Annotated in this window: 13 protein-coding genes; 5 read left to right on the plus strand and 8 right to left on the minus strand. The window is 56.4% G+C overall.

The genetic code is table 11. The features are described from left to right. Position 1 precedes the first annotated feature (1 nt). The 6 genes from tcyL to WFM45_RS10600 all read right to left on the minus strand — a co-directional run bounded on the left by tcyL (position 2) and on the right by WFM45_RS10600 (position 5,212). Positions 2-664, minus strand: coding sequence for a cystine ABC transporter permease (tcyL, locus tag WFM45_RS10575; RefSeq protein WP_015378233.1), 663 nt, complete (start codon positions 662-664; stop codon positions 2-4). Further along, a complete protein-coding gene (tcyJ, locus tag WFM45_RS10580) occupies positions 664-1,464 on the minus strand; it encodes a cystine ABC transporter substrate-binding protein (RefSeq protein WP_015378234.1) in 801 nt (266 codons plus the stop codon). The genes tcyL and tcyJ overlap by 1 nt, the downstream gene beginning before the upstream one ends. A gap of 115 nt (positions 1,465-1,579) precedes the next feature. Further along, positions 1,580-2,572: a D-cysteine desulfhydrase gene (locus tag WFM45_RS10585; RefSeq protein WP_004934750.1), complete on the minus strand. Its 993-nt coding sequence runs from the start codon at positions 2,570-2,572 to the stop codon at positions 1,580-1,582. 124 nt (positions 2,573-2,696) lie between these two features. Continuing rightward, positions 2,697-3,206, minus strand: coding sequence for a flagella biosynthesis regulatory protein FliZ (fliZ, locus tag WFM45_RS10590; protein ID WP_004934751.1), 510 nt, complete (start codon positions 3,204-3,206; stop codon positions 2,697-2,699). A gap of 54 nt (positions 3,207-3,260) precedes the next feature. Beyond that, entirely contained in the window at positions 3,261-3,983 is a 723-nt protein-coding gene (locus WFM45_RS10595) for an RNA polymerase sigma factor FliA (RefSeq protein WP_004934752.1), read from the minus strand. A 182-nt stretch (positions 3,984-4,165) separates the two neighbouring features. Then, the gene (locus tag WFM45_RS10600) at positions 4,166-5,212 is read right to left on the minus strand and encodes a flagellin N-terminal helical domain-containing protein (RefSeq protein ID WP_336955472.1); all 1,047 of its coding nucleotides are present in this window, start codon (positions 5,210-5,212) and stop codon (positions 4,166-4,168) included. A gap of 281 nt (positions 5,213-5,493) precedes the next feature. On the opposite strand from WFM45_RS10600, the gene fliD reads away from it, so the two are divergent. The 4 genes from fliD (at position 5,494) to WFM45_RS10620 (ending at position 8,868) form a co-directional block, all read left to right on the plus strand. Continuing rightward, complete coding sequence (fliD, locus tag WFM45_RS10605; protein WP_015378237.1) at positions 5,494-6,894, plus strand: flagellar filament capping protein FliD; 1,401 nt, start codon at positions 5,494-5,496, stop codon at positions 6,892-6,894. Positions 6,895-6,920: 26 nt separating this feature from the next. Further along, on the plus strand, positions 6,921-7,331 hold the full coding sequence (gene fliS / locus WFM45_RS10610) for a flagellar export chaperone FliS (protein WP_004934758.1): 411 nt from the start codon (positions 6,921-6,923) through the stop codon (positions 7,329-7,331). Beyond that, a complete protein-coding gene (fliT, locus tag WFM45_RS10615) occupies positions 7,331-7,699 on the plus strand; it encodes a flagella biosynthesis regulatory protein FliT (protein ID WP_033632765.1) in 369 nt (122 codons plus the stop codon). Before fliS ends, fliT begins: the two co-directional genes overlap by 1 nt. A 308-nt stretch (positions 7,700-8,007) precedes the next feature. Beyond that, positions 8,008-8,868 carry a helix-turn-helix transcriptional regulator gene (locus WFM45_RS10620; RefSeq protein WP_336955476.1) on the plus strand — a complete coding sequence of 287 codons (861 nt, stop codon included), beginning with the start codon at positions 8,008-8,010 and terminating at the stop codon, positions 8,866-8,868. A gap of 466 nt (positions 8,869-9,334) precedes the next feature. Here WFM45_RS10620 and WFM45_RS10625 read toward each other — a convergent pair whose 3' ends face one another. Continuing rightward, positions 9,335-10,264, minus strand: a complete 930-nt coding sequence (locus WFM45_RS10625; protein WP_085058726.1) for a LysR family transcriptional regulator — start codon at positions 10,262-10,264, stop codon at positions 9,335-9,337. Between the two features lie 128 nt (positions 10,265-10,392). Between WFM45_RS10625 and WFM45_RS10630 the strand changes: the two genes are divergently transcribed. Beyond that, on the plus strand, positions 10,393-10,992 hold the full coding sequence (locus tag WFM45_RS10630; protein WP_085336690.1) for an FMN-dependent NADH-azoreductase: 600 nt from the start codon (positions 10,393-10,395) through the stop codon (positions 10,990-10,992). 244 nt (positions 10,993-11,236) lie between these two features. Here the strand turns inward: WFM45_RS10630 and fliE are convergent, their stop codons facing one another. Then, positions 11,237-11,551, minus strand: coding sequence for a flagellar hook-basal body complex protein FliE (fliE, locus tag WFM45_RS10635; RefSeq protein WP_048323983.1), 315 nt, complete (start codon positions 11,549-11,551; stop codon positions 11,237-11,239). Between the last annotated feature and the right edge of the window lie 235 nt (positions 11,552-11,786).

Genomic DNA, 11,786 nt, shown 5'->3' on the forward strand with positions numbered 1-11,786 from the left:
GTTACTCCTGATCCTGGCGATTAACGTGGGCTTCCAGACGGTTTTGCAGTGCGGAAAGCAGGGTCGCCATCACCCAGTAAATCAGCGATGCCGCCAGGTACATGGTGAACACTTCCAGCGTGCGCGAGGTGATGAGCTGCGCCTGGCGGAACAGTTCCGGCACCTGAATGGTAGCGGCCAGCGAGGTGTCCTTCACCAGGCCGATAAAACTGTTGCCCAGCGGCGGCAAGGCGGTGCGCGCCGCCTGCGGCAGGATCACCCGGCGCAGGGTTTGCCAACGGGTCATGCCGATACTGGCGGCGGCTTCCCACTGCCCTTTGTCGATCGACGAAATCGCCGCGCGCAGCGTTTCTGAGGTGTAGGCGGCGGTATTGAGCGACAGGCCAATCAGCGCCGCCGGGAAAGGATCGAATTCGATGCCGAACTGCGGCAGACCGTAATAGATCATAAACAGCTGGGCGATCAGCGGCGTACCGCGGAACAGCGATACGTAAATGCGCGACAGCCATGACAGCGGCCAAAGCGGCGAAAGGCGCATCAGCGCCAGCAGAAACCCCAGCAACAGGCCGAACGCCATACCGCCCAGGCTAAGCTGCAGCGTTAGTATGGCGCCCTTCAATAAAAATGGCGCTGAATCCAGCGCCAGTTGAATACTTTCGTGCATTATTTAGTTACGTCCGCGCCAAACCATTTTTCGGAGATCTTCGCCAGCGTGCCGTCTTTTTGCATCTCGGCGATCGCCTGGTCAATCGCGGCCAGCAGCTCTGGGTTATTCTTGCGCAGCGCCACGCCGGACTCCTGGCGGGAGAAGGCTGGCCCGGCCACCGCCAGCGTATCGCCGGTTTTCTTCACCAGATCCAGCGCCGCCAGGCGATCCACCAGAATGGCGTTGATGCGGCCGACGCGCAGATCCTGATACTTGGTCGGGTCGTCGTCGTAGGTGCGCACGTCCACGCCCTGCACATTCTCGCGCAGCCATTGCTCATAGTTGGTGCCCAGGCCAACGCCGACCTTTTTGCCCTTCAGGTCATCCGGCTTGGTAATGGTGCCTTCGTTGCCTTTTTTCACCAGCGCCTGAATACCGGAAACGGTGTAAGGGGTGGAGAAATCATATTTCTTCTTGCGCTCATCGGAGAGCGTCACCTGATTGATGACCACGTCGATGCGCTTCGAATCCAGCGAAGCCAGCATACCGTCCCATTTGGTCGGGTTCAGCTTGGCTTTCACGCCCAGATGTTGCGCCAGCGCGTTGGCGAAATCCACTTCGAAACCGGTCAATTTGCCGTCTTCCCCCTGGAAACTGAACGGCGGATAAGTACCTTCCAGCCCGACGATCAGCGTGCCGCGCTGTTTCACCTGCTGCAGCAGGTTATCGGCGGCGTAGGTTTGCGTCGTCACACCGGCGGCCAACGCAATACCCACCACGCCCAACAACCATTGACGACGAACTTTCGCAAACATCATAAACACCCCTGTATGTTATTTATCTTTTTTGATATCAGCACTTTAACAGTGCGACCGCCCGCATAAAGGAATATAACCTTATAAATATAGTTCAAAATGGAATAACAAGCGGTGTTTACACCTGCGGATGGTAGGCGAACAGCGCCGGCGCACCGCCGGTGTGAACGAACAGGATGGGACCTTCGTCGCGGAAGCGCCGCTGGGCGATGCCGTCGATCAAACCGGCCATCGCCTTGCCGGTGTATACCGGATCCAGCAATACCCCCTCTTGCTGCGCCAGCAGCTGCACCGCCGCCATGCCCTCTTCGTTCGGCATGCCGTACTGCGGCGCGAAGTAATCATCCCACAGCGCGATCGGCGCCAGTTCGTCGATATTCAGCGAACAGGCCAGAGCCTTTTGGATCTGCTCAACCTTCGGCAGCTGATCGATCACGGTGCGCGAGACGGTCACGCCGATCAGCTCGGTTTCCGGCAACAGCTGCTGCAGCCCCACCGCCAGCCCGGCATGCGTGCCGGCGCTGCCGGACGCCACCACCACCGAGCTGAACGCCACGTTGCTGCGTTGGCTCTGTTCGGCGATTTCCAATGCGCACTGCACGTATCCCAGCGCGCCCAGTGCGTTGGAGCCGCCCACCGGCACCACGTAAGGCCGGAAGCCCTGCGCCTCGAGGCGCGTCGCCAGTTCCGCCAGTTGCTGCTGCGGATCGTGCAGCGCTTCGCACATTACCACTTCGGCGTTGAACAGGCCGAGCAACAGGCGGTTGCCGTTGGTCAGGTAGTTTTCCGCACGGGTATCGATCGGGTTTTCCAGCAACGCGACGCAGTGCAGGCCCAGTTTCGCCGCCACCGCCGCCGTCTGGCGCACGTGATTGGATTGAATAGCGCCGGCGGTGACCAGCGTATCGGCACCTTGCCGCAGCGCATCGGCGGCCAAAAACTCAAGCTTTCTCAGCTTGTTGCCGCCCATCGCCATAGGCGTGACATCGTCACGTTTGAGGTAAATTTCACGGCCGAGGTAATCGGAGAGACGGGACAGTTTTTCCAGCGGTGTGGCGACGCCAACCAGATCCAGACGCGGAAATTGCGCCAGTTGTTGTTGCAGGTTCACTACTTCCCCCCAGGGAATCGAATATCAACATCTGATAACCGATAGATTTAGCAGATGTGAACTGAATAATCATCCTTTATCACGGGGGAAACAGCAGACCCCGGCCCAGCGGCCGGGGAAAGTCTCAGTAGCTGCGCTGCCAGGCGAGATACTGATCGTACTTGCGTAGCGCAATGCGGTAGTTGTTGTGCGCCGCGGTAGGCAGATCGTCGATGATGCGCTGATGACTGGCGCTGTTGGCGAATTTGTCCGCCGGATAATTCCTCGCCACCAGCATTTCATCCAGCCGGCGCAGCCGCACCACGTACTCGCGAATGGTGCTGTGACTCATCTCGGTCTGTTCGAACAGATACTGCTTGAACGCCATAATGTCGAAATAACTCGGGTGGCTGTTGCAGGAAATCTCGCTGCAAAAGCGGCACAGCGCGGTCAGCTCGTGCTGCACGTTTTGCCAGACCGCATCGTCGATCGGCTGATCCATGCGCGCGATGGCTTCTTTATTGATTATCTTGCCGCGAAACACCAGCGCCATGCGGTCCAACAGTTTGCCGCACTGGGAGCAATGGGTCTGGCTGTGCTTGTAATCTTTCAGGTAACGGCTAAGCGGCCGTTTCTTCAACAGTATTCCTGGCATAAGGGGCAGTCCGATTGTCGCATGAGTCATCGAGTTGGGGGCGGCGCTCCGCCGTCAGGTATCGTTCGCCAGCCGCGCGCGCAGCCGTTTGATCGCCTGACTGTGCAGTTGGCTGACGCGGGATTCCCCCACGTCCAGCACGGCGCCGATCTCTTTGAGATTCAACTCTTCCTGGTAATACAGCGTCAGCACCATTTTTTCGCGCTCCGGCAACGCCTCGATGGCGTCGATCACCCGCTGGCGCAGGCTGCCTTCCAACAGGTGATGCAGCGGGTTGGCCTCTTCATGCCCTTCCAGCATCGGTTCCGCGTTCTCGCCATGCTCCTCGCGCCATTCGTCGTAGGAGAAAAGCTGGCTGTTATTGGTGTCCAACAGAATTTGACGGTACTCATCCAGCGAGATGTTCAGCGTCTGCGCCACTTCCGTCTCGCTCGCCGGGCGGCCATAACGCTGTTCCAGTTGCCGCATCACCTGCGCGACCTCGCGCGCGTGGCGCCGCACGCTGCGCGGCACCCAGTCGCGGCTGCGCAACTCGTCGAGCATCGCGCCGCGAATGCGCTGCACCGCATAGGTGGTAAAGGCGGTTCCCTGTAGGGCGTCATAACGCTCAACGGCGTTTAATAGCCCGATTCCCCCGGCCTGCAACAGGTCGTCAAGCTCCACGCTGGCGGGCAGCCTGACCTGCAGGCGCAACGCCTCGTGGCGCACTAACGGCACGTAGCGCAACCAGAGAGAATTTTTGTCCATCACGCCTTCGGCGGTATACAGATCGCTCACTATGTCTTAAACCTGCGGATAAGAGAGTCAGCGCTATTATGCGTAGGGGGCAGAATGCCAATCGGCTGAACAGTCGCACAAAACGGGCTTTATTTGCGCCATGTAATAACCGCGCGGTGCGCGAGCATAAAAAAACCCCGCCGAAGCGGGGTTTCTTTGCGACAGTTAATCGGGAGAGACGATTAACGCAGCAGGGACAGGACGTTCTGAGTAGACTGGTTAGCCTGTGCCAGAACAGAGGTGCCAGCCTGTTGCAGGATGTTGGCACGGCTCATGTTGGACACTTCGGTCGCGTAGTCAGCATCCTGGATACGAGACTGAGAAGCAGCCAGGTTGTTCACGGTGCTGTTCAGGTTGTTGATAACAGAATCGAAACGGTTCTGTACCGCACCCAGGGAAGAACGCAGACCGTCAACCTGTGCCAGCGCTTTGTCCAGGGTATCCAGTGGGTTTTTGATAGTCACGTCAGCGCCTTCGGTTACAACGCCTGCATCAGTGATTTTTGCTTCTTTGTAGGTTTTTACACCGTCTTTAGTGGTCTGAACGTAGTTAACCGCGTTACCGTCTTTATCTTTACCGGCAACCAGCTCTTTACCAGCAGCCAGAGTGGATTTAGCAGAGTCATAAGTAACGTCCGTGCCGCTGTCAGCTTTAATTACGGTGCCGTTAGCTACTGCTGCGCCAACAGATGGACCTTTGTCGGTCACGTTGAAGGTATCCAGGCCCAGTTGCTTAGCGTCGATTTTTTTCAGGTCGATATCGATGGTTTCACCGTCGTTAGCGCCAACCTGGATGGTCAGTTTCTGATCGCTGCTCAGCACTTTCACGCCGTTGAAGTCAGTCTGCTCGGAGATACGGTTGATTTCAGACAGACGCTGAGTGATTTCGTCCTGGATGGATTTCAGGTCGCTGGTGGAGTTAGAACCGTTCTGCGCCTGTACGGTCAGACGACGGATGTTCTGCAGGTTGTCGTTAACTTCGTTCAGTGCGCCTTCAGTGGTCTGCGCCAGAGAGATACCGTCGTTGGCGTTGCGGGAAGCCTGAGTCAGGCCTTTGATGTTAGCGGTGAAACGGTTGGAGATCGCCTGACCCGCAGCATCGTCTTTCGCGCTGTTGATACGCAGACCGGAAGACAGACGCTCAATCGCAGTGCCCAGAGAAGACTGAGATTTGTTCAGGTTGTTCTGCGCCATCAGAGACAGGCTGTTAGTGTTGATTACTTGTGCCATTGTTTGCTTTCCTTACGAGTCAGTTGCGTTCTTCGCAACACGGTTAAAAGGTTCGGGCTTGTTTGCCCACGGCGTCAACCACCGTCCCCTCAGGTATCGGCCCTCCCCTAACAACCTTTAGAATTTTTTTAATTTTTTTTGCGTCCGCCGCAATGGCGGAAATAACGCGGTTTTTCCCTCCTCTATTGCGCCATCGGTTTTTTGTTTTTTTCGGTAAACTTTTTCACCACTGGGCCGATAACGCGTAAAGCGAATAAAGTCATCATCAAGGAGAATTACTCATGGCAACGATCAGTTCATTAGGTCTCGGCTCAGGACTCGACCTCAATGGCCTGCTGGATAAGCTGACCAAAGCGGAACAACAGCGCCTGACCCCTTACACCACCAAGCAATCCAGCTACAACGCCCAGTTGACCGGTTACGGCACGCTGAAGGGTGCGCTGGAAAAATTCGACAATCTCAGCAAAGAGATGGCGAAAGAAGATTTCTTCAAGGCCACCACCGCCACCGAACACGACGCCTTCAAGATCACCACCAACGCCAAGGCGGTGCCGGGCAACTACGTGGTGGAAGTGAACAAACTGGCGCAGGCGCAAACCCTGACCACCCAGGCGAAAGTCAGCGACCAGGGCGCTAAGTTAGGCGCTGAAGGCGTGACAGACCGCTCCCTGACCATCACCGCCGGCAACCCGCCGAAAGAAACCAAAATCCCGCTGAGCGACGATCAAACCTCGCTGGTTGAGCTGCGCGACGCCATCAACGGCGCCAAAGCCGGCGTCACCGCCAGCATCATGCGCGTCGGCGACAACGACTATCAGTTAGCGGTCAGCTCCTCCACCACCGGCGAAAACAACAAGATTTCTCTGCAGGTCGATAACGACGACCAACTGGGCGATATCCTGAACTACAACGCCACCCGCGGCACCGGCACCGCCATGAAGCAGACGGTCGCGCCGCAGGATGCGGAGCTGACGGTGAACGGCACCGCTATCAAGCGCAGCACCAACTCGATCAGCGATGCCCTGCAAGGCGTCACCATCGATCTGAAAACCAAAACCAAAACCGATGAACCGCAACACCTGGTGATCAGCACCAACACCGCCGGCACCACCGACAAGATCAAAGAGTGGGTCGACAGCTATAACTCGCTGCTGGACACCTTCAACGCGTTGTCCAAGTTCACCCCGGTGAAAACCGGCGAAGCGCCAAACCCAACCAACGGCCCGCTGCTGGGCGACAACACCCTGCGCGGCATTCAGTCGTCGATCAAAAGCGCGCTGAGCGCTGCCCAGGACAACCCGGAGTTAAAAGGCCTGGGCAACCTCGGCATTTCCACCAACACCAAAACCGGCAAGCTGGAAATCGACAGCGCCAAGCTGAAGAAAGCGATGGATGAGAAGCCGGATCAGGTCAGCAACTTCTTCGTCGGTAACGGCAAAGATACCGGCATGGCCACCGAGATCCACAACGAGATCCAGAGCTACATCAAATCCGGCGGCATCATCGAGAACTCGACCAAAAGCATCAACACCAACCTCGATCGCCTGAACAGCCAGATCACGACGGTCACCGCCAGCATTCAGAACACCATCGATCGTTATAAACAACAGTTCGTTCAGCTGGATACCATGATGTCGAAAATGAACGGCACCAGTAACTATTTGGCTCAACAGTTCAAGTAACCCTTTAACAAGGTAAAGAAAACAGCATGTATAACCGTAGCGGCACTCAGGCCTATGCACAGGTCAGTCTGGAAAGCGGCGCCATGAGCGCCAGCCCGCACCAGTTAATCGTGATGTTGTTCGACGGGGCGCTCAGCGCCCTGCTTCGCGCACGCATCCTGATGAACCAGGGCGATATCGCCGGCAAAGGCATGGCGCTGTCCAAAGCCATCAATATCATCGACAACGGCCTGAAAAGCGGCCTCGATCCTCAGCAGGGCGGCGAGATCGCCGAAAACCTGGCGGCATTGTACGACTACATGAAGCGTCGACTGATGCAGGCCAACCTGCACAACGACGAAGCGGCGATCGCCGAAGTGGTTAAACTGCTGGAAAACATCGCCGACGCCTGGCGCCAAATCGGCCCTAACTACCAACCTTCGCAGGACGCCGTGTAATGGAACGTCAACAGCAGCTGTTAGCCGCTTATCAACAAATTTATAGCCTGAGCAGCCAGATGATCGCGCTGGCGCAAACCGGGCGCTGGGAGGAGCTCGTCGAGCTCGAATTCGCTTACGTGACGGCGGTGGAAAAAACCGCCGCCTATACCGGGCAAGCCGGCCCGTCCATGGCGCTGCAGGAGATGTTGCGCAATAAGTTACAACAGATCCTCGACAACGAAACCGAGCTCAAGCGTCTGTTACAGCAGCGAATGGATGAGCTGAAGATGCTGATCGAACAGTCCACGCGCCAGAACGTGGTCAACAATACCTACGGCCAGTTTCATGATCGTGCGCTGTTGCTGGGGGAACCACAGGTCCGATAAGATCGACAATACTGACGAAAATGGATTAAATAGCACTATGCGCTATTACTCTCGGGTTACGTTAGGATATTAATCTATGGCATTTGAATTATTCAGTTTATGGGTAATTGGTAAAATGCGCGCTTCGAGCCTGGCTCTCACTTTAATGGATAAACATCATCCCGACACGGACGTTTTCTGTTCAGCAGGAAATTGATTTTTGATAGATAAAACACGCCGCTGTGTTTCACGGCCCATGGAAAAATGTTGCTCCAACGCTGATCAAAGCGTAAAGATATTCTCAGATAATGGCTGCGAAATGAATATCGATGGAACGTACAATTAATCTCTGTCCTGGAATTGGCGCCTCAGCGCACATCATTCAGCATACTGAATTATTATTCCCTTCAGTCTATTTTGAGCAACCACATCTGTATCTGATACAACAAGGCCATAAGCGCGTACGCTGGCAACAACACGAAGTGGTCGCTCATCCCGGCGAGCTGTTGATTATCGACGGCGGGCAAACGGTGGACATTATTAACGGCCCGTCCGAAGACGGCGTATTCAGCTGTCAGTTGCTGACCTGCGATCCCCTGTTGCTCACCATCCAACCTCCGGCCGAGGAAACGCCGGCGGCGATGCCGTTCGATGCCGTCCTGGCGCTGCGCAACCTGCCCTGCGCCCTCAAGCACAGTTTTGAAACCACCGGCCTGGCGCTGACGCTGCGGCAACGCTTTCCCACCATCATCGTGCGGCATAAAATGCTGGAAATTCTGCTGTGGCTGGCCCAATTCGGCATTCGCTTTATTCACAACGAAGCCAAGGATCTGACGCAGCGCGTGCGCCGCTGCCTGGCGACCGACCCGCACAGCATTTGGACGGCGGCCAAAGTCGCGGAAAGCCTGTCGATGAGTGAAGTGATGTTGCGCCGCAAACTGTCGATGGAAAATACCGCATTGCGCAATCTGATGATCGACGTGCGCATGAGTAGCGCGCTGGCCCTGCTGCAGTCGACCGACTGGCCGATCTCCGCCATCGCGCAACATGTGGGTTATGAAAGCGCATCGCGTTTCGCCGAACGTTTTCGCAAACGCTTCGGTTTCGCGCCTACCGCCATTCGCGGCCATCAAAGGATTATGGAACCCGGCTCTCAGGGCGTTGAGGCGATGGTCGCCGGAGAAACATAAATAGACGCGCAACAAAATGGCTTTATTTAACACAAGTCCCTAACGGTTGTAACACCACTGAGATACGCTAAGCAACGCCCATCCGCCGAACAGCGAATTAAATGATGCGTAATGAAAAGCGATTATTTTCTCTGGCAATAATTTTGTTGGGGCTGTGGCTGTTAGCCTTACTGAATGAAGAAGAGATGATGCGTTTACTGGCCGCACAATAAAACGGCCAGGCTTTTTATCGTCTGGTCAGACTTCAGTCCAGTTTAACCAGAACGCCAATTAATACCGCCAGCAGCGCCAACATTAAAATACTGATCAGACGCCATCTGGATTCGCTTTTCGTGCTCATTGACCGGCCTCGAATAATAACCCTACTAATCACGTCATAATAAACGGTCACCTGCGCATTCAATAAACCTGACAGCACCATTTTCTGCCCTCTATTCGGTACATTAGTCGGTTGTGGCACCGGCCATTAGCGATGCGATACCCACGGTGCCGCAAGCGCCAATTTTCCCGGCAGCTCCGCCACCAGCTTGTCTACCGCCAGCCGCACCTTAAGCGGCTGGTAAGGCATATAGGGCCACACGACGTTCACCGGGAAACTGAGGCTGGACTCACCGCGCATGATCTCTACCAACGTCCCCGCCATCAAGCGTTCGCGCACCAGCCACTCCGGCAGCCAGGCAATACCGGCGCCGGCGGACACCGCATCGACGATCCCCTGCATGTCATCCATCATCATCTTGGCCGGTGGCCTGAACGGCCGCAGCTCGCCATTTTCGCCGCGAAGCTGCCAGGGCAGCACGGCGCCGGCGTGCAGATACCCCACCGCCTGATGTCGGCTTAACGCCTCTACCGTTCTCGGTTCACCGCAGCGCTGCAGATAATCGGGCGAGGCGCACAGCAGCATGCCGTGTTCGCCCAAGCGCCGGGCAACCAGGCTGCCGCTGTCCGCCAGCTCGCCAATGCGCACCGCCAGATCGAACCCCTCGTCGACGAGATCGATCCTGCGGTCGCTGAATGAAATCTCCAGCGTCAGTAAGGGATGCTCATTCGCCAGCGCCGTCAACACGGGCGCAATGCACAAATGGCCGAACAGCACCGGCACCGAGACTCTGAGCCGGCCGCTGACCTGCATCTTGCCGCTGTCGAGCTGGTTTTCCGCCGTTTGAATGTTTGCCAACGCCTGCCGGCAGTGCTCATAGTACAGCGCCCCTTCATCCGTCAGGCTCAGGCTGCGCGTGGTGCGCATAAACAACATCACGCCAAGCCGAGCCTCGAGACGCGACACGATTTTGCTGACCGCAGAGCGCGTCAGATGCAGTTTCTCTGCGGCGGCGGCGAAACTGCCGCCTTCCGCTACGGCAACAAAGGCCGGCAGCGCACTCAGATCGCTTTTCATCTTAACGTTTCCAAATTGGAACCAATTTAGTGAAAACCTATCACCACTGGTGAACATCAAGCAATGATAACCTGCTGTCATTCCGAATCCCCGGTGAAAACCACAGATGACCGTCAGAGGACAACAGCATGAAAAAAATACTGGTACTCAAATCCAGCATTATGGGAAATGACTCGCAGACCAATAACCTGATTGACCGCTATCTGGCGGCGCGTAAGGCGAAAGGACACGAAGATCGGATCGTCGAACACGATCTGACGGCGTTGGATCTGCCGGTATTGGACGGCGAGCTGTTCGGTGCGCTGCGCGGCGCGGAAAACATCAGCCCACGCGCCAAAGCGGCGGTGGCGCTCTCCGACCGGCTGATTGCCGAACTGAAAGAGAGCGATCTTCTGCTGCTCGGCGCGCCGATGTACAACCTCAACGTCCCGACCCAGCTGAAAAACTGGTTCGATCTGGTAGCCCGCGCCCGGATGACCTTCAACTATACCGCCACCTACCCGGTGGGGTTGGTGGAAGGCGTCAATGCGCTGGTATTCAGTTCACGCGGCGGCATGCACGCCGGGCATCCGACCGATGCCGTAACGCCCTACCTGCGTTCGGTGCTGGGGCTGATGGGGATCGGCGACGTACAATTTATCTATGCCGAAGGGCTGGATATGAAACCGCACGGCCGCGATCAGGGGCTGGCGAACGCCCACCGGCAGATCGCAGAATTGGCGGGCTGAAGCAAACGCACGGCAGCATTGATTTGTTATAACATAACAAATATGATAATCGCGTTGACGCCACCTCGAGCGGGTGTCGACGCTCCTACATGACATAAATGTTTTATCGCACCTTCAACCAGCTATTTCGATAGCTGGTTTTTTTTCCTCGGCTGGCGCTGCGGCTTCAACATTGTCGGACTGGCCGTCACTCTAAGGTAACAGCGCCGAACCAAATTTCACTGAAAAATAGTCGGCACGTTCATCACACCGGCATATTCATGATGTCCTGGTAGGCCGCCACCAGCTTGTTGCGCACCTGCACGCCCAGTTGCAAAGAGACCGACGATTTCTGCAGATCGACCATCACATCGTTCAGGCTGATGCCTGGCGCGCCCAGCTCGAAGTCCTGCGCCTGTTTGCGCGCCGTTTGCTGGGTCTCGCTGATCTTGCCGAGCGCCGCGGTCAGTTCGCTGGCGAAGCTGACGCCCTGCGGCGCCGCATTCTGCCCCATCTTGCCGGCCTGAACCGCCATGATCTGCATCTGCTGCAGTACCCCTTCAATGCCCTGAATCGCCATCTGGTCCTCAATCCTCTCGTCTCGCCGGGTGACGTTTTCACCCTGCACTTCTCCAATGATGCACACCCTAGCACAGCGTTTTCGGACCTAAAGCGGTTAATTAACTGCAAAAAACCCGGCTTATCGGGCAATCGGAATTGTCTGATAAGGCGAATAATGGCCTGCCCAGAAATGGGAGCGCCGCTATTTAGAAGATATGTGTATCAGGGAGTCTGTTTTGTCACACAACGCTAAC

Origin of the sequence: Serratia sp. KG1D, assembly GCF_037150675.1 — a bacterium.
GTDB lineage: Bacteria > Pseudomonadota > Gammaproteobacteria > Enterobacterales > Enterobacteriaceae > Serratia > Serratia nematodiphila.